This is a genomic window from Dyella sp. (genome assembly GCF_035277725.1).
Lineage (GTDB): Bacteria > Pseudomonadota > Gammaproteobacteria > Xanthomonadales > Rhodanobacteraceae > Dyella_B.
In genome coordinates, this window is sequence record NZ_DATEJY010000057.1 from 1 (window position 1) to 20,579 (window position 20,579).

The window sequence follows — 20,579 nt, forward strand, 5'->3', positions numbered from 1 at the left end:
CTTCGCCGATGTCACCGCGGATTTCGTCTATGCACGGTTGATGCGCTCGCGCAGCGAGATCGCCACGGGCTACGACAGCGACGAGCTGGATGGCTGGGCGAAACGTGCACACGCGTGGGCAGATGGCGCGCAGCCGGCGGATCTTCCCTATCTTGATAAAGAGCGCGCACCGCAGCGCACGCGCGATGTCTTTGTTTTCTTCATCAGTGCTGCCAAAGAGCGCAACCCGGCCGCAGCCATGGCGCTGATCGAGCGACTGGGTAGCTAGGTAGGTCGGGTTAGCGCTAATGGCACTAACTTAGGCACTTTTATCCCGAATACTGCAAAAAATTTTGAACCCGTCGTCCCGGCGAAAGCCGGGACCCAGTGACGTTTTTAGGCGCCCAAGTCACTAGGCCCCGGCTTTCGCCGGGGCGACGATGCCTAAGTTAGTGCCGCTGGGGGTAGCGCAGCGCAACCCAACGAATTTGGTTTCGAGGCGATATCGTGGGGTTACCCGATCAAGTCCTGGGTAACCCAACCTGCAAGAGCGCTCGTAACGAGTCTTCCCGCTGCGCCTTACGCTCCTTCGCCAGCGCACGCACGCGCTCAAAGAACGGCGTCCATTGATTACCTGCTTGCTTGAACAACACGGCAAACGCCGGCTTCCACTGATCGTACAGACCAAACGGCAGCAACGTGGCGTTGTTGATCGGCTGCGCCACCCACTTGTCGTAGCGATGATCGTTCGGCCAGTTCGCGTCGCGCCATGCGGTATAGCGCTTGCGGAAGTTCTCGATCTCCCGCTGCTTCCCTGCCGCCATCGCCTGTTCGTCCACGCCGCTGGCGTAAAGCTTCTTCAGGCGTTCGCGCAAATCGAGCACCAGTTGGGTGAAACCGTCATCCATCACCTGATCGTGATCATCGCCGACCGGCTCGCCCCGCGCACGATGCCATTCGCGCAGGCCTTCATCCTCCACGAACATCGCATAGCTTTCGTTGAAAGCCGTATCGCCTTTCACGTAGATCTTCTGATGCGCCAACTCATGGAAGACCGTGCCGACCAGTTCGTCGTCATCCCAGCGCATCATGCTGCTCAGAATGGGATCGGCAAACCAGCCCAGCGTCGAATAGGCCGATACACCTCCGATATAGACATCGTCGCCGTTCGCGCGCAAACGTTCGGCACTCGCCCTCGCCTTCTGCTCGTCGAACCAGCCACGGTACGCCACGCAACCGGCGATTGGAAAACACTGCGGAACAGCGTCCACCGAAAAGCGCGGCGTCGCAAAGACATTCCACACCACATAAGGACGATGCAGCGGCACGTAATAGGTGTAGCTGCGGTTGCGCGGCAGATCGAGCTGCTCGGATGCGAATTGCCGCGCCTGCTGGGAAAGCTTCAAGCGCGCCGCCAGCTTGGGATCGGTGGCCGGATCGCTGATGACCTTGCTAACGGAACGTCGCTTGAGCAACAAGGCGCTTTCGCCATGCGTGACGTGTGCGTAATAGCGCAGATCGGCACATGCACCCAGCAGAGCAACCACCATGATGCAGACAATCCATCGCGTGGCGGATAGAAAAAGGCGGGGACGAATCATCCCCGCATTCTGACAAAAGACGAGTACTCAGTGCCCGTGACCGTTCCAACCGCCGCCGTGGCCGCCGGACCAATGGCCACTGCTGTGACCCCCACTGCCATGCCAATTGCCGTGGCCGCCATGCCAGTCGTGGCCACCGCGTCCCCAGTAATGTCCTCGGCCGTACCAGCCGCCATAGCCGTAATAACCCACGCCGCCGTAATAGCCGTAGGGATAACCGTAATAGCCATACGGCTCATCGTAGACAACGGCAGGGGCGCTGCCGTAATACGCATCGCCCGCGTAACCGTTGCCTCGCACATAGCTATAGTCCGGGGCGACGTAACAGCCTGAAAGCAGGCTCATCAGGCCAGCCAGCACCATGCCGGCAAGCACACGTTTGACTGCGATGTTCATGGTGGGGACTCCATGCGCTCTACGGTTTGCAGCCTAGTCCTGCGGCGATAAATGCGCCCTGAGCAAAGCCGGTCCAGCATGACAACCTTGATGACATATCTGGGCACGTTGCGTCATCCCAGCGATGTGCCGGGATGACGACCATGCCGATCAGCTCTTGCCACTTTTGGTCTGATCGCCGCGGGCATGTGAAAGGTGATGCAACGGGCCACTGCCGGCATTGCCGCCGCCATGTTGGGCATGGCCGTTGGCCGCGCCCGGGTTCGACGTGGCTCCGGGCCAATTGGGCCCTTGTTTCAAGCGCTCCTGCTTGGCCCGCAACAGCGCCTGGATATGCGCGACGGCTTCTTCAGGACTGAGATGCGAGGGTTCCGGGGTGGGCGCTGCGGCAGGCTTGGCCGCAGTTTTTTTCGCCGGGTTGGTCTTGGCCGCCGGTGTCTTCGCTTTCGCTGTTTTTGGCTTGGCCGGCGCCCGCGATGCCGCCTGCTTGGCCGTTTTCTTCACGGCTGCTTTCTTGGCGGTTGCCTTCTTCACCGCTGTTTTCGCTGCCGGCTTGGCCGCCGCCTTCTTGACCGTTTTCTTGGGAGCAGGCTTTTTAGCGGCTTTTTTACTGACCGAGGCCGATGTACCGGCAAGCTTGTTCTTGGTCGAATCCTTACCCTGGCTTGCCTTGCGAGCCGCGGACTTCTTCGCAGCAGACTTGCGCGTCGTTGCCATGCGTACGTACTCCAGCGGTGGTAGGTACTCCCATCATCGCGAAGTGCGCGCGCGCGGCAAGTGCCAAACGCTGGCTACATGCCTGGCCGCAACAAGGCTCCCAGGAAATGCGGCAACACCGGCGGATTGGCCAGCACGGTAAACACCACGCCGTAGGCCGCGCCCCATAGATGAGCACTATGGTTGATGTTGTCTCGCCCTTGCCGATCCATGTAGATGGAATAGCCCACATACAGCACGGCATAGATGATCGCCGGCACCGGTATGAAGAACACCCAAATGCGCGTCCATGGCGCATACAGAATGAAACCGAACAACACCGCGGACACCGCGCCGGACGCACCCAGGCTGTGATAGTTCGTATTGCGGCGATTCTTCAAATAGGTCGGCAGGATCGACACGATCAACCCGCCCAGATAGAACAACGCAAAGCCGAACGCACCCAAGGCGCCGTTGTAAATCGGCTCCATGATTCGGCCGAAGAAAAACAGCGTCATCATGTTGAACAGCAAGTGCATGGGATCGGCATGCAGCAGGCCGTAGGTGACCAGCCGGTAATACTCGCGCTTACGTTCGATCGCGGGCGGCCACAGGATCAGATCATCCACCAGGCGCCGATTGTTGAACGCCATGAAGGAGACGATGCAGGTGGCGGCGAGGATGATGAGCAGCGTAATCGGTATGGACATATGACGAATTGGACGAACTTCGGAATCCGCCCATCTTGACGTTCACGCACCGAGTTGTCGACCGTTAGAATGCATGACCGCTCTCGCTTCGTGCTTCTCCTAGTCGTATGAACCCGATCCGCTACATGCACCTGGACGTTTTTGCCGCGAGCCCCGGCGGCGGCAACCACCTGGGAGTAGTCACCGACGCCAGCGGATGGAGCGAGGCCGATATGCAGCGCTATGCCCGCTGGACCGATCTGGTCGAAACCACCTTTCTGTTGCCGCCCGGCGATGCCAAAGCCAGCTATCGCGTGCGCATTTTCACGCCAGATAAGGAAATCGCCTTCGCCGGCCACCCCAGTGTGGGTAGTGCGCATGCAGTGCTCGAATGCGGTCTGGCCGAACCGAAAGACGGCGTGCTGTGGCAGGAATGCGGCGCCGGCGTGCTGCCGATCCGCGTCGAAGGCACCGGCGCGCAACGCGTGCTGATGCTGCAATCCCCTGAAGCACGCGTTGTAAAAACCGGCCTGCATGCGCATCCGCTGCTGGCCGCCACGCTCGACAGCATCGGCTTGGGCAAGCTACCGCCGGCCCTGGTGGACGGCGGCCGTCGCTGGTGGCTGGCCGAATGTGCGGATGAAGCGAGCCTGCGTGCGTGGACACCCGACCACAGCGCCATCGGTGCGCTGGCAGTTGCCAGCGGCAGCATGGGCTTGTGCGCGTTTGCACGCAGCAGCCATCCGGATTACCAACTTGTGGTGCGCGCCTTTCCGTCCGGCGTCGGCATTGTCGAGGACCCCGCCTCGGGTGCCGCCAATGGATTGATCGCCGCCTATATTGCGCACGCGGAACCTGACGGACCACTGGCGCGTGGCTATGCCGTCAGCCAGGGGCGCGAGATGGGACACGATGCGCAGCTGATCGCGCATATCGTGAATGGCACGATCTGGATTGGCGGGCGCACGAATACCGTCATCGACGGCACGCTGCATTGGAGCGCGCACCATTCGTAATCCACGGCCGTCATTCCCGCGGAGGCGGGAATCCATCTTGCTTTTCGTACCAGAGCAAATGGATTCCCGCTTTCGCGGGAATGACGGCGATACATTCCCGCGCATGGACATGGCGATGCTGGCATTTCATCCCAGCCTGCGTTGCCGTGCTACGCGCGGCGATCCAGATTCGCCCGACGCGCGGAGACCTGCGCCAACGCAGCAAGATCCAATCCCTCGGCACCATTGGCCAACGCTTCGATCAAGCTGTCGCGCAGCACGCTCGCCAACGGCATCGGCACCTTCTCCGCTTGCGCGGCATCCTGCGCCAGCATCACGTCCTTCAAGCCCAGCGGCAGTGCAAAACCCGGCGGCGTGAAACGCTCTTGCGCCATCGCTTTGCCATACCCCTGATACACCGGCGATGCGAACAAGGTGCTGGTCATCAGCTCAATGAAATCGACCGCGCTCACGCCATAAGCGCGTGCAAGCACCGATGCTTCGGCCATGCTTTCGATCGCCGACACGATCATGAAATTGCCGGCCAGCTTCACCGCATTGGCGCGTTCCGGGCTATCACCCATCGGCCATAGCTTTGCCGCCATGGTTTCAAGCAAGGGTCTCACTTTTTCGATAGCTCCGTGCGCGCCGGCCACCAGCATGTTGAGTTTGCCTGCGGCCGCCACGTCCGGACGGCCGAACACCGGCGCGGCGACGTAACTCAAGCCGCGCTTGGCATGTTCTTCGGCCAGTTGCTTGGCGAGCGCGACAGAAATGGTGGCGTGGTTGACGTGCACAGTGCCGGGATCCATCGCATCGAGCAGGCCGCTATCGAGGATCACGTCGCGCACGGCCTGATCGTTCGCCAGCATGCTGTGCAGCACCTCGCCCTGCGCGGCGCGATCCGGCGTGCTCATCACTTTGGCGCCCAGCGATTCCAATTTCTGAGCTGCCGCTTCGGAGCGATTCCACACCAGCACCTGATGGCCGGCCGCTACCAGGTTGCTGGCCATGGCGCTGCCCATCGCGCCGAGTCCGAGAAAACCGACTTTCATGAGGAATCTCCTAAATACAGATGCCTAGTGGAGCATGGCCGATGTCCAACCGAAGCGAAGTTCTAGACGACTTCGCCGGCCGCATGGCCCGACGCCCAGGCCCATTGGAAGTTGTAGCCGCCTAACCAGCCGGTGACGTCGACCACTTCACCGATGAAATACAACCCGGGCACGCGCTTGGACTGCATGGTCGCGGAAGAAAGCTCATCCGTATCCACGCCGCCGAGTGTAACTTCGGCCGTGCGGTAGCCTTCCGTACCGCTGGCAACGATCGGCCAATCATGCAATCGCGCGCCTGCATCGTGCAGTTCTGCATCGCGATACTGGCGCATCGGTTTGCTGCCCAGCCACAGCTCGCACAGACGCTGCGCCAACCGGCGCGGCAGCAGATCGCCCAATACATTGCGCAGTTCCGCTGCCGGACGCGCAGCGCGCTGGGCGACCAGCCAATCGCCGATGTCCTGCTCGGGCGACAAATCGATACGCAACTCGTCGCCCGCTTGCCAGTAGGAAGAAATCTGCAGCACGGCAGGCCCGCTGATACCGCGATGGGTAAACAACAATCCTGCGCGAAAACGCCGCTTGCCCACCCGCGTTTCGACTACCGGCAACGCCACGCCGGCCAACTCCTGGTAATGCTCCAGATGCTTGCCGCTCAAGGTCAGCGGCACCAGGCCTGCACGCGTCGGCAGCACGTTGTGGCCGAACTGCCGCGCCAGTTCATAGCCCAATCCAGTCGCGCCCATGCTGGGAATCGAAAGCCCCCCAGTGGCGATCACCAACGAGTCGGCATGCACTTCGCCGTGCGCGGTCACGACCGCAAAGCCTTCGTCCGTTTTGCGAACCCGCTCCACCGCGCAACCGGTTTCAACGCGCACGCCTGCCGCCGTGCATTCGTCCAGCAGCATGCGCACGATCAGCTTGGAGGATTCATCGCAAAACAGCTGCCCCAGCTCTTTCTCGTGATAGGCAATGCGATGCTTGTCCACCAGCGCAATGAAATCCCATTGGGTATAACGCGCCAGCGCGGATTTGCAGAAATGCGGGTTGGCCGACAGATATTGCGCCGGCGTCGCGCCCAGGTTGGTGAAGTTGCAGCGCCCGCCGCCGGACATCAGGATTTTCTTGCCCGGCTTGTTCGCATGATCCAGCAGCAGCACACGCCGCCCGCGTTGCCCGGCGGTGATCGCACACATCAAGCCAGCGGCACCGGCGCCGATCACCAGAACGTCCACTTTCACGCGAGCATCGCCCTTCTCATACGTCCGCCCATTATCCAATAAACTTGGCGCCTACCTTGCTACGGACTTAAAGACCATGCCTTCTTTCGACGTCATCTCCGAAGTCGACAAACACGAATTGACCAATGGGGTCGACCAGGCCAATCGCGAATTGTCCAACCGCTTCGACTTCAAGGGCAGCGATGCGAAGTTCGAGCTGGACAAGTCGGTGATCACGCAAAGCGCACCCAGCGAATTCCAGTTGCAGCAGATGCTGGACATCCTGCGCGGCCGCCTGGCAGCACGGAAGATCGACCTGCGCGCGCTCGACATCGCCGATCCGGAAGTGAACCTGGGCGGCGCGCGGCAGAAGATCACCGTGAAGCAAGGCATCGAGCAGCCCATCGCCAAGAAGCTGATTGCCACGTTGAAGGAAGCCAAGCTGAAAGTGGAAGCGCAGATCAATGGCGACAAATTGCGCGTGAGCGGCAAGAAGAAAGATGACCTGCAGTTGGCGATGGCGGTGCTGCGCAAGGCGGATGTGGAGCTGCCGTTGCAGTTCGATAATTTCCGCGATTAAGACATGCAGTCGCGTAGGCTGGGATGAAATCCCAGCATATACAGGCATGGTGATGCTGGGATTTCATCCCAGCCTACGCGCAGCGCCTCGCGTCTAGGCTAGGCCAGCGGCGATGTTCACGCTGATCGCAATAATGAACACGTTGAAGAAAAACGCCACCACGCTATGCAGCAGCGCCGTGCGGCGCAGCGTGCAACTGGTGATCTGCACATCCGACACCTGAAAGCACATGCCGATCACGAAGGCGAAATACAGGAAGTCCCAATAATCGGGATGGGTGGTACCGGGAAATTCCAGCCCTTCGTGCTGCTTGCCGAAATCGCCGTAATAGCCATGCGCATAGTGCAGCGCATACATGGTGTTCATGAACAGCCATGACAACACGATACTGAGTGCTGCCATGCCCAGCGCCTGAATGCCACCGCCCTTGGCGGCATGCAGCTCGGTGGTCAACGCCACCAGCACCACCACCGATAGCGTTACCGCCACCCACAGCGTGCCGCGCCGCCCGGTATCCTGGCATTGCGCCTGTCTTGCCATGTGTTCGGCGGTAGCGCGATGAAACATGCGCGCCACCATGCTCAGATAAAGCAGCGCACCGGCATCGAAGCCAAGCAGCAAGGCTGAGGCGGGTTTCGCGCCAGTGGCCAGCAGCGCAGCGCACACCGCCACGAACACGATGCTGGATATCGCCAACCACGGACGCGCACGCACAAAACGCACCGGCGCCCAGCGGTGAAGCGTCATGCGCTTTTCATGCGAAGTCGTATTCATGCGCGCAGGTCGCTGTAGGCCGGATGGCGTTCCATCCACACCTGCGCATAACTGCACGCCGGCACCACTTTCCAGCCTTCGCGGCGCGCGGTGTCGAGCGCGGTTCGCACCAGTTCGCTGGCAATGCCGCGTCCGCCTACCTGCTCGGGCACGCCGGTGTGGGTAATGGTCATCACCTGGCCATGCAGGTTGTAATCGAGCTCGCAGACATGCCCATCGACGGTGGTTTCAAAGCGATGTGCTGCAGCGAGGTGCCGGATATCCAAACCCATGATGCCGCTCCGCGGAAGTCGAAGGTGCAAAGCATAGAATGCCAGCCCCGCGTCGGGGAGAGGTGCGGCATCAGGCTGCCACGACCTGCCCCGCCACCCGCTCGCGGCGCACCCGTACCGCCTTGGCCAGGCGATCGAGCACCTCCACCGTGGTATCCCAGCCGATGCAGCCGTCGGTGATGCTCTGCCCGTAGATGAGTTCGCAGCCGGGCGTCAGGTCCTGGCGCCCGGCCACCAGATGGCTCTCCACCATCACGCCATGGATACGCGTTTGGCCACCTTCGAGCTGCGCGGCGATGTCGGCCACCACGCGCGGCTGGTTTTCCGGCTGCTTGGCGCTGTTGGCGTGACTGGCGTCGATCATCAGGCGCTGCGCGATGCCCGCTTTCGCCAGCACGCCGCAAGCACTGTCGACGCTGGCGGCATCGTAGTTGGGCAGCTTGCCGCCGCGCAGAATCACGTGGCAGTCCTCGTTGCCTGCCGTCGCCGCAATCGCCGTGCGCCCGTGCTTGGTCACCGCCATGAAATGATGCGGCCGTGCTGCAGCGAGCACGGCGTCCACGGCAATCTTCACGTTGCCATCGGTGCCGTTCTTGAAGCCCACCGGACACGACAGGCCAGAAGCAAGCTCACGATGCGATTGGCTTTCGGTCGTGCGCGCGCCGATCGCGCCCCACGCCACCAGGTCGGCGATGTATTGCGGCGTGATCAGGTCGAGGAATTCGGTACCGGCCGGCAAGCCCAACGCGTTGATGTCGCACAACAGGCGCCGCGCCAGATGCAGGCCTTTGTCGATGTGATAGCTCTCGTCCAGGTCCGGATCGTTGATCAGCCCTTTCCAGCCCACCGTGGTGCGCGGCTTTTCGAAATACACGCGCATCACGATTTCCAGCGTATCGGCATGCCTCGCGCGCTCGACGGCCAGGCGCCTGGCGTATTCCAGCGCGGCAGCGGGGTCGTGAATGGAGCACGGGCCGATCACGACGGCGAGGCGATCGTCCTGGCCATGCAGGATGCGGTGCAGCGCGTTGCGCGCATCCGCTACGGTGGCGAGGGCCTCATCGCTCGGCGGGCAATCCCGCATCACGTCGGCGGGGGTGGGTACTTCCTTGATTTCGCGGATGCGAAGGTCGTCGGTACGGCTGGTCATGGCAATGTGTTCCTGTTGGTTTCCCGGCGACTGAATGAAAAAAGCCGCCAGGGTGACTGGCGGCTTTTTGGAAAGTGGGTGATCTTGACTCGTTACGATCGCGCACCATGCTCCGCCGCCGGTTTCGGATGGCGATACCAAAAGTAATAGCGGCTGGAGGTGGTGAGAATCATGGAGGCCAGTGATACCACATCATTGCTGCAATGCAAACTGAGGGAATGGACTATGGTCGGCCGCTACGATGCGCTACTGTCCCGCCGCCATCACTTTTTTGGAGTTTTCCATGCCGCGTCCGTTCGCCTTCCTCGCCACCGTCCTGCTCGCCCTGGGCGCCCTCGGCTCGCAGCCGGCCCGGGCCGACGACGTGCCGTCGATGGTGATCAAAGACGTGGTGGTGGGCACCGGCAACACCGCGCGCGACGATTCAGAAGTGCGCATCCAGTACATCGGCTGGCTGTACGACGCCAAGACGCCCGACCACCATGGCGCGAAAATCGATAGTTCCTACGACAACGGCCGCCCGCTCACCTTCTCGGTCGGCGCGAACGAAGTCATCGAAGGCATGGATAGCGGCGTGCGCGGCATGAAAGTGGGCGGCAAGCGCACCGTCATCATTCCTTCCCGCATGGGTTACGGCCGCCGCGGCGCCGCGCCCGATGTACCGGGCAACAGTGCGCTGGTGTTCGACATCGAACTGGTGGATGTTCGCTAGGGCCACGTAGGTTGGGGTGGGCGGAACGCGAACCCCAACGTTGCAGATCATGTTGGGGTTCGCACCCCAACCTACGGCCTGCGTTTCAATTAGGAATCTTGGGCGCTAGGCGCCTATGCCGAATGGCGGCATGATGATCCGGCAGTGACGTCGTACGCCCCCATCCGGAGGATTGCTCGATGAAGCGAATGCTGTGGTCGTTGATCGCCGCCGTTTTCACCCTGGTTCCAGCAGCCGCGTTTGCGGCGCAGGGCTACACCGTCGCCACCGTGAACATGCTGGCTGGCCCTGATCCGCAATACCCGTTGATCTATACGCTCGATGCCGGCACGCCGGTGGACGTGCAAGGCTGCACGGACGGTTGGCAATGGTGCGACGTGATTGCCGGTGGCAGTCGCGGCTGGATCGCCGGTCCGTATATCGAATACCTGTACAACGACCAGCCGGTGATCGTGACCGACTATGGCGCACGCATCGGCATTCCGATCGTGACCTTTGCGATCGGGGCGTATTGGGGCCGCTATTACGTCAATCGACCTTTCTATCGCGATCGCACCCGCTGGTATGGACGACCCATTCCCGTTCGCCCCTACCCCGGGCCACGCCCACCGATCCGGCCGATGCCACGCCCACCGTACGGCGGCAACCGGCCCGGTCCCGGCAATCGCCCACCGGCAAAGCCCGGTACGGGCGGACAGGGCGGCAACTATCCGCCGCCCGGCAGCGGTGGGCACGGTGGCAACTACGGACCCGGCGGCAACCGTCCGACACCGCCGCCCTCCGGCGGCCAAGGCGGAAATGTCGGCCCGCGCCCTGGTAACAACGGCCAGCAAGGCGGCAACGCCGGCGCGCGTCCCAACAACGGCCGTGGCCCGCAAGGCAACCGGCCGGCACCGCAGCCCCGCAATCCGCCGCAACAGGGAAACAACGGCAACAACAACGGCGGCTAAGCTTTTTTATGGCGCAGGCCGGGCTATCCGGCCTGCGCTCAAAATCCGGGCAATGCAGGTTGCGCCAGCTCCGGGCGATCGCCGGCCAGGGCCTGAGCCTTGCTTCGATACTTCTCCCACGCCTGCATCTGTCCCAGCGCGCGATATACGCAGGCTTCCGCCCACGCGGCGCGCCAATCCAGTTCGCTCCAGCTTGAAAGACGGCCGCTGATCGCCACCGCCTGATCGACGTTGCCCGCACTCACCAACGCCAAGGCGTACGACTGTCCAACGCTGACGATAAGTTCTGGCACACCGAGCTTGTCCGCCACGGCCATGGCGAGCTTGAGCTGTTCGAGCGCCTGCTGGTGTTTCCCTTCGCTCCATGCCTGGGCAGCCGTGGCGCGCATGACGTAAAGCGCAATCCACTCATCCTGTTCCATCAGCGGCGCGGCCCAGGCCTTCATGGCTGCCACCGTGCGCTGCACATCATCCGCACGACCGGCGCGCAACAGGATGTTGATCTGGATAAGCCAGGCCTGCGCGACATTGCGCTTGTCATCGTCCTGCTTGAGTGCCGTGCCGTCCATCGCCTTCGTGATCCACGTCAACGCTGCCTGCGTTTCTCCGCGCTCCAACGCCAGTTGAGCCAACAAGGCTTGCGTGGATGCGCGCTGCGCCGGATCGTCGTCTGGCTTCAATTGCCCGAGCAGTTGTTCGAGCACCGTACTCGCTTCGGACGTGCGGCCGTTATCGGCCAACGCGACGGCGCGCAGGATCGCCAACGCATTGCGCACATAGTTGTCGCAAAACCGCATGTTCTTCTGTTCGAACGGCCAATACAGCTCGGTCGTCGCCAGCTCGTCGGGAAATTGCAGCAGCATCTTGTGCGAATACGTCAGCCCTTGCAGCGGCATCGACAACAGCTCGCGCATGCCCATGCGCTGGAAATGCTCATACGCCTGCTGCAGCAACATCAGCGCCTGCGCAAATTGCCCGCGTTGCATGGCAATTTCGGCCATCGATACATCTACTTTCGATTGGCCCACGGTGTCGCCTGCCAAGGTGTATTTGACGCGGGCAAGGCCAAGGTCCATCGCTGCCATATCCAGCTTGGCGTCAAAGAACTCCAGATGCGATCGGTCGAGATAGGCGGTCGCCAGGGCCTCGACATCCTTTTGGCCTTGCAACAGGTGAATCGCTTCGCTCAATGCCGCTTCGCCCTGCGCGTACTGATGCTTGCGGTAATAGCTGTACCAGAGGCTGGTCAACACCTTGGCGCGCAGCACCTGCTTGTCGGCCGGCAATTGCTTCAACAAATCATTGAACGCCTGTTCGCAACGTTCAAACTCGCCCGCATTGCAATGGAAATCCGCTTCCACGTACGCAAACTCGGGCGTGCGGCGCAGATCGGGCGGCGCCTGGGCAAGCAGCGATTGTGCAAGATCCGGATGGCCGGCCAGCTGCGCCGCCTCAATGCGCAACAAGTATTGCTGTTGCGTATCCCCGCCACGATGTTCGGTGCCTGCGCTATAGCCAAGCTGCGCCAGCAAGAGATCGCTCGCCGCGTGCGCCGCATCGAGCACATCGGCGGACGAGGATTCCACCTGCCAGGCTTGCCCCTCACGGCTCTTCGCATCCAGATGCACATGCCAGGTATTGGCAACCAGCGTCACGCGCGGACTGATGACCAGCGCAAACGATGCCAGGCTACCGCTTCCTTTATCCGCCTGGTTCAGCAGATTGAGCACGTATTGGCTGCTTTCGGTAGGCACCTTCGCCGTGCGCAGCTGATTGGAGATCAGATCCATCAAGCCGATCTGCAACCATTTCCAATCGTCTGGCCCGCTCACCGTGGCAGGCAGCACGACGGCGGAACGGTGGTCGAACTGCAATGCGGATGGTGCCGCTTTGGCACTGTGAAACTGCGATCCCCAATACATCGCTGCCAGTGCAACCGTAAACAACAATGCCGTCAGCAAGGCGGGACGCACGCGCTTCGTACGTTGCGGCACACCGCCGTTCTCCGCGATGACAGGCGCGGCAACCGTCGGTTGGGCTTGCGTTGAAGGCGGCTCGGTAGCCTGCACGACTACCGACGTCTCCAGCATCCAGCGATAACCCACGCGCGGCACCGTCTTGATGCAGCGCTGCTCGTTACCCGCATCACCCAGCGAGCGCCGCAAGCGCACGACGGTCTGCGCCAGCAAATTGTCGCTGACGTCGGCGCGTCCCCACACGGCGGAGATCAGCTCGTCCTTGCCGACCGGACGCGCCCGGTTCTCGATCAAGTACACCAGGCAATCGAATGCGCTGGCCGGCAACGCGACCGACACATCGTTTCGAGTCAATTCCCGCGCAAGAGGATCAAGACGACAATCGTCAAAGCAATAAACTGGATTCCCCATGCGGAAATTTTATCATCCAGGTACGTGTAGCCGTTATTTCAAACAGTCAGGATGCGAACTGCGTAAAGTTTTGCTTGCCTGACAAATAACGCAACAGCGATCGGCAGATATCGCAATATCGATTGCGTTCGGCACGCCTGTCACTTGCTTTGGTTTGGCTGCGAATCTTTGTTGCGCGCTCGGAAGCACGGCGTAGCGCATGGCAAGTCCGATCACCTTCTGTTTTGCGCTGTGGCGTATTCGCCGGAGCGACCCGTAGCGTCCTGGAAAGACAGCTTCCTGCAAGCCAACTTGTGATGCAGCCGGCATGTCGATCGCAGCTCTCGCGAACTGGTGGACAGACACGCGCGTAAGTTGGGGTGAGCGAACGCGAACCCCAACCTATGTCATGAGCTGCAGGAGAGCATGGAACAACCTGCGCGGTGCTTCGCCCACTCCGGCCGCTTCTGCGCAAACTGCTCGCAGCCTGGTTGTTCTTCGTACGGGTGACGCAGTACCTCAAGCAACGTATGGATACCTTCGTAATCACCTTGCGTTGCGCGATCGATCGCTTCCTGCGCCAGATAATTGCGCAGCACATAACACGGGTTCGCCGCATTCATGCGCTGCAGACGCTGTTCCGGCGTCCAGGCATCTTCACGCACACGCACGACGTAGTCGTCCAGCCAGCGCAGGAAATCGGCTTCCGCCGCTTCACGCTTGGCACCGTCGTAGAACGCATGCCGCAGTGGCTGCAGTTGCGGTGCGTGAAGATCGACATGGCTGAGTGCGCGGAAGAACAAGGTCATGTCCACTTCCGCCTGGTGCATCAGCCGTTGCAGCGTTTCCATGCGCGTAACATCATCGTCGCGGCATTCCATCAGGCCGAGTTTTGCGGCGATATCGCGGCGTGTCTGCAAACTGTATTCGGCCGCATAGCGATCCAACCCTGCTTGCAAGGGCGCGATGTCGCCGAACAACGGTGCAATCGCTGCCGCCAGGCGGCTGAGATTCCACCACGCCACGTTCGGTTGCTGGCCGAAACGATAACGCCGGCGCATGGCGTCGGTGGTGTTGGGTGTCCAGTCCGGATCGAAATCATCCACCCAACCGTAGGGACCGTAGTCGATAGTGAGGCCGAGTATCGACATGTTGTCGGTATTCATCACGCCATGCACGAAACCCACGCGCATCCAGTGCGCGATCATCGTCGCCGTGCGCGCACAAACCTCGCCAAACCAATCGGCGTACAGCGTTTCGCCTTCGCCGCGCAGATGCGGGAAATCCCGGCGAATCGTGAAGTCGGCCAGTTGGCGCAGCAGGTCGATCTCGCCACGTGACGCCGGCAGTTCGAAATGCCCGAAGCGAATGAACGACGGCGCCACGCGGCAGACGATCGCACCGGGCTCGTTCTGCGGGTGGCCGTCGTAGAACATGTCGCGCTCCACCATGTCGCCCGTCATCACCAGGCTCAGTGCGCGCGTCGTGGGCACGCCGAGATGGTGCATGGCTTCGCTGCACAGAAATTCGCGGACCGATGAGCGCAGTACCGCGCGTCCGTCTGCTCCGCGCGAATACGGCGTGGTGCCTGCGCCTTTGAGTTGCAGTTCCCAGCGCTTGCCTTGCGCCGTCACGACCTCGCCGAGCGACATGGCACGTCCGTCGCCGAGCTGTCCCGCCCACACGCCAAACTGATGGCCACCGTAATTGGATGCCCACGGCTGCATGCCTTCGAGCACGCCATTTCCACCGAATACTTGCGCAAAAAACGGACTGGCGATGTCGGCATGCGTAAAGCTCAACTCCGCCGCCATCTCGGGCGACCAGGCGATGGTGTGCGGCGCGGACACCGGGCTGGGATCGACATGGGAATACAGCGCGCCAGTGACTTGGCGCGCGCCACGACCGTGGTCCGGATCGCCGGGCAAATCACGGATGAATGCGTTATCGAAGTGGAGAGGCGTCAGCGTCATGAAAGTCATATTCGGTCGGGACCATGCTTGTGCAAGGCAGCAAAATTGCGAGCGGCAGCACGTTCTTCACGGCACCTATACATCCGCCGTTAAAGCTTGATACAGTTTGCTCGCGGCTACGCAGGGGTAGTCGGTGGAGTAAAAAATTATGCACATGCTTCTCGCTCGTTCCGCCCTCGTACGCGGAATGCAGCTGGTAGCAGGGATGCTTTCAAACCACACGCAGGACAGTCACACGCACGCCGTCAGCGACGCGCTTGCGGAATTCAAGCTGGTCTCCTGGACATCCAACGCACGGTCGCGACGCGAAGACGAACTGGCTCGCAGTCATGAGATGCAAGCCAAGTCTTAAATGACAAGTCCGGCAACTCATGGAGCTGCCGGTTCAAAGATTCGCGCTATGTCATCCTCTCCCAGCCGACGCCATTCGCCCGGCGGCAAATTTTCCATCTGCAACTGACCGACAGCCGTGCGCTGCAAGGTTTCGACATGGTTGCCGGTAGCGGCGAACATCCGACGCACTTGGTGGTAGCGCCCTTCGGTGATCGACAGCCGCACATGTCGCGGCGCCAGCACGTCCAGCGTGGCCGGCAATAACGGCGTGGTTTCCGATTCCAGCAGCAACGTGCCACTGGCAAACAGCGCCTGTTCGTCGCCGCGCAGATCCTGCGCGAGCGTGGCTTCGTACACCTTGGTGATGTTCGCGCGCGGTGAGATGACCCGATGCAACAACGCACCATCGTCGGTGATGAGCAGCAAGCCCGAAGTGTCGCGGTCCAGCCGGCCAACCGTGGAAAGCGCGGGACTGCGCTGGCGATAACGTGGCGGCAGCAGGTCATACACCACGCGCCCCGGATCCTTGCGCGAACACGTCACACCCAGCGGCTTGTGCAACATCAGCATGATGCCGGCCGGCGGATCGAGCGGTTCGCCATCGATATGGATCTGCGCGTGCTCCACCTTGTCATCAGCGTACAAGACCTCGCCATCGGGACTGGTAATGCGTCCTTCGCGGAACATCCAGGCAACGTCTTTGCGGCTGCCATAGCCGAGATTGGCGATCAGCTTGACCAGCCTCATGTGCGTACATCCTTTGCTTCAATCACTTTGAAACCATCCCGCATGGCCACGCTGCGCACGTGCTCGAAGTGCGTAGCGAGCGTTGCCTCGTAGGGCAGATGGCGATTGGCCACCAGCCACAGACGCCCTTGCGGTAGCAGCGCCTGTGCGGCCTGCGTAATAAAGGCACGGCCCAGGTCTGGCAAGTCCGCCCTACCCTGATGGAACGGCGGATTGCACACCACGGCATCAAAGCGCCGCACGACGCCTTGCGTGACGTCGTGCCAATGCAGCTCGAAGGCAAGCTCGCGTGCGTGCTCGCGCAGGGCGTATTCGATATTCAGCCGCGCAGGCTCCAGCGCGCGCGCTTCGGCTTCGTACAGCGCCAGCGCGGTGACCTTGGGGCAACGCGCGATGATCTGCGCCGCGAGATAACCGTAGCCCGCACCGAAGTCGGCGACGCGGCCGTGCAAGTCCGCCGGCAGATGTTCCGCCAGCAACGCCGACGCGGTATCCACGCGATCCCAGGCAAACAAACCCGGGCGGCTGACGTAACCGGCGCCATTGGCGCGCGGACGATCCAACGCGAGCCATGCTTCAAGCAGCGCCTGGTCGCACGACGCATCCGAGACACCCCAGAACACGCGGCATTTGTGCTTGGAGAGATGGCTTACCGAGCCCAGCAATGCCGAGAGATCGGCCTGCGCGGATTTCGCGCCTTCGGCATTCGGTACGCACGTCACCACCACGCCGCCGCCTTCGGCATAACGCGCCGCCTTGGCGAACCAGGCACGCGCCTCATCACGCTGCCGTGGCGGCAAGACCAGCACCAGCCTGAAGCGTGCATCGGCATCAGCCTCACCCACGTTGCAGCCGCTGCGAATCAGGGCATCGGCAAACGGCTTGAAGCTTTGCTCGCATAACCAGTTGCGCTGCGCGACTTCGCGCAGGCGAAAGCCGTCACGTGCGCGCAGAAACAGTACGCTGTCATCGGCGGGGAGTTGCAGCAGGCCATCCGCGAAAGGCAGGAAGAGTGCATCGAGCACTGCTTCGGGAGCGGATACGTGAAAACCTGGCGTAGTCAAAGCGGTGCCTGAAATTGCGTAGGCTGGGATGACATCCCAGCATGAGGAAGCCAAGGAAAGCTGGGATTCCATCCCAGCCTACTTTCAAAGCCTCGAGCTTAAGAATGCTTCGGCCAATACATGCATGCGATGTTGGGGTTCGGCTGCGCCTAACCCCAACCTACTTGCTCTGCACGTCAGCTATTGCGCCCCATCCGCGCAATCCAGCGATACATCGCAAACGTCACTGCCGCAAAGGCGATCGTGCCGATCCACACCGAGGTGTTCTCAAAACTGTCACCCACCAGTGCGAGCGGCGCCGGCTTGCCGGAGAACACCACGATGGCCGCCACCACCACGCCGATGATGCTTTCGCCCACGATCAGGCCGGAGGCGAGCAACACGCCCAGCTGCTTGGTGGCTTCCGCCTTCGGCGTGCGATCGGCGCGCTTGTCGAAATACCAGCCGACGATGGCGCCGACCACGATCATCAACGTGGTGGACGTCGGCAGATACATGCCCAGGCCGACGGCAAGCGGCGGCAGGCGCACGGACTTGGTGGTGCCCGCAAGCATCGCATCCAGCACGATCAGGCCCGCGCCGATGACGGCACCGATGATGATCAGGCTCCAGTCGATATTGTTCTGGATCACGCCCTGTGCCAGCGCGGAGATCAAGCCGGCCTGCGGTGCCGGCAGCGCATGCGCGGGATTGACGCCGGGCGCGCCGAGGAAGCCATAGGCTTCGTTGAGCAACCCCAGCACCGGCGGAATCACCACCGCGCCGGCGATCACGCCGATCACCAGCGCCACCTGCTGGCGCCACGGCGTGGCGTTCACCAACTGGCCGGTCTTTAGGTCCTGCAGGTTGTTGTTGGCGATCGCCGCGACCGCGAACACCACCGAGGTAATGAACAGCGCAAACGCCACCAGCGCCTTGCCCGAATCGACCGGCAGATCGGACTTCACACCGGCCACCAGCAGCAGCGCCGCGATGATCACCACCAGGATGCCGATGCCGGAGAGCGGACTGTTGGACGAACCGATCAGGCCCGCCATGTAGCCGCACACCGTCGACACCAGGAAGCTCAGGATCAACACGAACACCACGCCGCCGATCACCAGCAGCGTGGTGTGCGAAGCCAGCCCGCTGACCACGCTGAAGTGTCCCAGCAGATACGCCACCGGGATCATGCACAACAGCACGATCAAGCCGACGATGCCGATCGGCATGTCGCGCTCGGTCAGCGGCAGCGTGTCGCCCTTGCCGGCCTTGCGCACGCGCGAAGCGGCCATCGCCGAGGTGAGGCCGCTGACCACCGGCTTGACCAGTTTGAGCAAGGTCCAGATCGCCGCCACGCCGATCGTGCCGGCACCGACGAAGCGCACGTATTTGCTCCAGATGCCCTGCGCAACGTCCGCCACGTCACCGACGCCCGGATGCAGCAGGCTGAAATGCGGCACCGCCCAGCCCCAGCTGATGATGGCGCCGACCAGCATCGCGACGCCCACCCACAGGCCGACCAGATGCCCCACCGCAAACAGCGCGAACGAGAGCGAAAAGTCGTAGCCGCTGGACGCACCCCGGTCGCCGATGCGGAAATATTGCGCGAGGTCCGACGCGAACAGCTTGGTCTGCACCACCACGTAGAACAGCGCCGAGACGATCGAGCCGACCACCACCGCCTTGAGGCCCGCGCTGCCGCCTTCCACCGCGGCCGAGTCGGAGGCTTCCACCTCTTCGCCCGAACCCACCTTCAACACTTCGGCGCAGGCCACGCCTTCCGGATACGGCAGGTCGGAATCGGTGACCAGCGCGCGGCGCAGCGGGATGGTGTACATCACGCCGAGAATGCCGCCCGCCGCGCAGATACCGAACGACACCCAGAACGGAAAGCCGGTCCACCAGCCGACGATGATCAGGCCCGGCAGCACGAAGATGATCGACGACAGCGTGCCGGCCGCCGAGGCGACGGTCTGCACGATGTTGTTTTCCTGGATCGTCGCGTCCTTCATCGCGCGCAGGATGGCCATCGAGATCACCGCCGCGGGAATCGAGGTGGCGAAGGTCAGGCCGGCCTTGAGGCCGAAGAACACGTTGGCCGCCGTAAACACCAGCGTGATCACGATGCCGATGATCAGGCCGCGTACGGTCAATTCGGCGCGTTCCGCACCGGGTCGGGGTACTGCATTCACGGGTGGTCTCCCCAGGATGTCCAGCGCGGAAGATTAGCGTGGATCGCCCTGAGGTTGTTGCCGCATCGCAGGATCACCCAACGCCTTGGTAGGCTGGGATGACATCCCAGCATCGCCATGCCAACACATGCCGGGATTTCATCCCAGCCTACGGACTTGCTATTCCCTCAAGGCCGATCAACGCGCCACTTTGCGAATGTCCCCACGCATCTGCGCGGCGATATCTTCCGCGCCATCGGCCAGCAGCTTGGGCAGCGCCTGGGCATACGCCTGATCGCCCACGCCGCCCGCTACCGACGCCGACGGCTGTGTCTTGTAGTCGTGATCGGTCTGGAAGCCATGCGCCCACAGCGAGCAATGCAGGCCCAATTCCATCGCGACGTTGCCGGGCGACTTGTCTTCATTGACGCGCAGGCTGGTGGTCAGGCCGTTGCAGGTCACGACCAGGTCCTGCACGTAGTTGGAGGCCAGTTGCGTGCCCAGCTGCGATTGCACGGCTGCCGCCAGATCCGGCGACGGTTCCAGCGTGAGCTTGTGGTCCAGCCCGCGCACCTCGAGTTTGTCCGCGCCGCCGGTCACCGTCAGCCAAGGCGCTGTGCCCGGCTTGACCAGATCGCCGAGCGATGCCGCTTCGTGCACGTTCTGTCCACCGCAGGCAGCAAGCAGCGCGGTAGTGGCGATCACCAGAAAACGTTTCATGTGCAACCCCTGTCTCCCCAAAATCAAGCGCCGAATTTAATGCAGCGCAGCAACTGCTTCAATCTCTGATTCCGCAAAAACGTGATCCATGCCTTTGGGCACAATGCCGCGGACGCCCGCTTGGCTACTCTTGCTGGATTTCATGCACCTGAAG

At 62.0% G+C, this 20,579-nt stretch carries 20 protein-coding genes; 5 read left to right on the forward strand and 15 right to left on the reverse strand.

The genetic code is table 11. The features are described from left to right. Nucleotides 1–268 (forward strand): DUF72 domain-containing protein (locus VJR68_RS04895; protein WP_324146445.1); only part of this gene is annotated, 268 nt, incomplete at its 5' end. A 232-nt stretch (nucleotides 269–500) separates the two neighbouring features. On the opposite strand, the gene VJR68_RS04900 is transcribed toward VJR68_RS04895, so the two are convergent. From VJR68_RS04900 to VJR68_RS04915, 4 genes are all read right to left on the reverse strand, one after another. After that, nucleotides 501–1,529, reverse strand: a complete 1,029-nt coding sequence (locus VJR68_RS04900) for an aminopeptidase (RefSeq protein WP_324146446.1) — start codon at nucleotides 1,527–1,529, stop codon at nucleotides 501–503. 78 nt (nucleotides 1,530–1,607) lie between these two features. Continuing rightward, nucleotides 1,608–1,976: a hypothetical protein gene (locus VJR68_RS04905; RefSeq protein ID WP_324146447.1), complete on the reverse strand. Its 369-nt coding sequence runs from the start codon at nucleotides 1,974–1,976 to the stop codon at nucleotides 1,608–1,610. A gap of 150 nt (nucleotides 1,977–2,126) precedes the next feature. After that, nucleotides 2,127–2,693 carry a hypothetical protein gene (locus VJR68_RS04910; RefSeq protein ID WP_324146448.1) on the reverse strand — a complete coding sequence of 189 codons (567 nt, stop codon included), beginning with the start codon at nucleotides 2,691–2,693 and terminating at the stop codon, nucleotides 2,127–2,129. A 74-nt stretch (nucleotides 2,694–2,767) separates the two neighbouring features. Continuing rightward, a complete protein-coding gene (locus tag VJR68_RS04915; RefSeq protein WP_414647739.1) occupies nucleotides 2,768–3,382 on the reverse strand; it encodes a rhomboid family intramembrane serine protease in 615 nt (204 codons plus the stop codon). A 107-nt stretch (nucleotides 3,383–3,489) separates the two neighbouring features. Here VJR68_RS04915 and VJR68_RS04920 point away from each other — a divergent pair, with 107 nt between their 5' ends. Beyond that, nucleotides 3,490–4,377 (forward strand): PhzF family phenazine biosynthesis protein, encoded by an 888-nt coding sequence (locus tag VJR68_RS04920; protein ID WP_324146449.1) that lies wholly within the window; start codon nucleotides 3,490–3,492, stop codon nucleotides 4,375–4,377. A 149-nt stretch (nucleotides 4,378–4,526) separates the two neighbouring features. On the opposite strand, the gene VJR68_RS04925 is transcribed toward VJR68_RS04920, so the two are convergent. Together VJR68_RS04925 and VJR68_RS04930 are read right to left on the reverse strand one after the other, a co-directional pair. Continuing rightward, nucleotides 4,527–5,411, reverse strand: a complete 885-nt coding sequence (locus tag VJR68_RS04925; protein WP_324146450.1) for an NAD(P)-dependent oxidoreductase — start codon at nucleotides 5,409–5,411, stop codon at nucleotides 4,527–4,529. A gap of 62 nt (nucleotides 5,412–5,473) precedes the next feature. Then, complete coding sequence (locus tag VJR68_RS04930) at nucleotides 5,474–6,652, reverse strand: NAD(P)/FAD-dependent oxidoreductase (RefSeq protein WP_324146451.1); 1,179 nt, start codon at nucleotides 6,650–6,652, stop codon at nucleotides 5,474–5,476. A gap of 76 nt (nucleotides 6,653–6,728) precedes the next feature. On the opposite strand from VJR68_RS04930, the gene VJR68_RS04935 reads away from it, so the two are divergent. Continuing rightward, the gene (locus VJR68_RS04935; protein ID WP_324146452.1) at nucleotides 6,729–7,211 is read left to right on the forward strand and encodes a YajQ family cyclic di-GMP-binding protein; all 483 of its coding nucleotides are present in this window, start codon (nucleotides 6,729–6,731) and stop codon (nucleotides 7,209–7,211) included. Between the two features lie 93 nt (nucleotides 7,212–7,304). Here VJR68_RS04935 and VJR68_RS04940 read toward each other — a convergent pair whose 3' ends face one another. The 3 genes from VJR68_RS04940 to VJR68_RS04950 all read right to left on the reverse strand — a co-directional run bounded on the left by VJR68_RS04940 (nucleotide 7,305) and on the right by VJR68_RS04950 (nucleotide 9,407). After that, entirely contained in the window at nucleotides 7,305–7,958 is a 654-nt protein-coding gene (locus tag VJR68_RS04940) for a DUF1345 domain-containing protein (RefSeq protein ID WP_324146453.1), read from the reverse strand. Between the two features lie 23 nt (nucleotides 7,959–7,981). Next, nucleotides 7,982–8,257, reverse strand: a complete 276-nt coding sequence (locus VJR68_RS04945) for a GNAT family N-acetyltransferase (RefSeq protein WP_324146454.1) — start codon at nucleotides 8,255–8,257, stop codon at nucleotides 7,982–7,984. 70 nt (nucleotides 8,258–8,327) lie between these two features. After that, entirely contained in the window at nucleotides 8,328–9,407 is a 1,080-nt protein-coding gene (locus tag VJR68_RS04950; RefSeq protein ID WP_324146455.1) for a 3-deoxy-7-phosphoheptulonate synthase, read from the reverse strand. Between the two features lie 283 nt (nucleotides 9,408–9,690). On the opposite strand from VJR68_RS04950, the gene VJR68_RS04955 reads away from it, so the two are divergent. Together VJR68_RS04955 and VJR68_RS04960 are read left to right on the forward strand one after the other, a co-directional pair. Further along, on the forward strand, nucleotides 9,691–10,119 hold the full coding sequence (locus VJR68_RS04955) for an FKBP-type peptidyl-prolyl cis-trans isomerase (RefSeq protein WP_324146456.1): 429 nt from the start codon (nucleotides 9,691–9,693) through the stop codon (nucleotides 10,117–10,119). Nucleotides 10,120–10,298: 179 nt separating this feature from the next. Then, complete coding sequence (locus VJR68_RS04960; RefSeq protein WP_324146457.1) at nucleotides 10,299–11,069, forward strand: SH3 domain-containing protein; 771 nt, start codon at nucleotides 10,299–10,301, stop codon at nucleotides 11,067–11,069. 38 nt (nucleotides 11,070–11,107) lie between these two features. Here the strand turns inward: VJR68_RS04960 and VJR68_RS04965 are convergent, their stop codons facing one another. The 6 genes from VJR68_RS04965 to VJR68_RS04990 form a co-directional block, all read right to left on the reverse strand. After that, entirely contained in the window at nucleotides 11,108–13,384 is a 2,277-nt protein-coding gene (locus tag VJR68_RS04965) for a winged helix-turn-helix domain-containing protein (RefSeq protein ID WP_324146458.1), read from the reverse strand. Nucleotides 13,385–13,842: 458 nt separating this feature from the next. Beyond that, the gene (locus tag VJR68_RS04970; protein WP_422653414.1) at nucleotides 13,843–15,402 is read right to left on the reverse strand and encodes a protein adenylyltransferase SelO; all 1,560 of its coding nucleotides are present in this window, start codon (nucleotides 15,400–15,402) and stop codon (nucleotides 13,843–13,845) included. Between the two features lie 375 nt (nucleotides 15,403–15,777). Next, the gene (locus VJR68_RS04975) at nucleotides 15,778–16,488 is read right to left on the reverse strand and encodes a pseudouridine synthase (RefSeq protein WP_324146460.1); all 711 of its coding nucleotides are present in this window, start codon (nucleotides 16,486–16,488) and stop codon (nucleotides 15,778–15,780) included. Continuing rightward, on the reverse strand, nucleotides 16,485–17,552 hold the full coding sequence (locus tag VJR68_RS04980) for a class I SAM-dependent methyltransferase (RefSeq protein ID WP_324146461.1): 1,068 nt from the start codon (nucleotides 17,550–17,552) through the stop codon (nucleotides 16,485–16,487). The genes VJR68_RS04975 and VJR68_RS04980 overlap by 4 nt, the downstream gene beginning before the upstream one ends. Before the next feature lie 176 nt (nucleotides 17,553–17,728). After that, nucleotides 17,729–19,726, reverse strand: coding sequence for an OPT family oligopeptide transporter (locus tag VJR68_RS04985; RefSeq protein ID WP_324146462.1), 1,998 nt, complete (start codon nucleotides 19,724–19,726; stop codon nucleotides 17,729–17,731). 177 nt (nucleotides 19,727–19,903) lie between these two features. Further along, entirely contained in the window at nucleotides 19,904–20,425 is a 522-nt protein-coding gene (locus VJR68_RS04990; protein ID WP_324146463.1) for a hypothetical protein, read from the reverse strand. Between the last annotated feature and the right edge of the window lie 154 nt (nucleotides 20,426–20,579).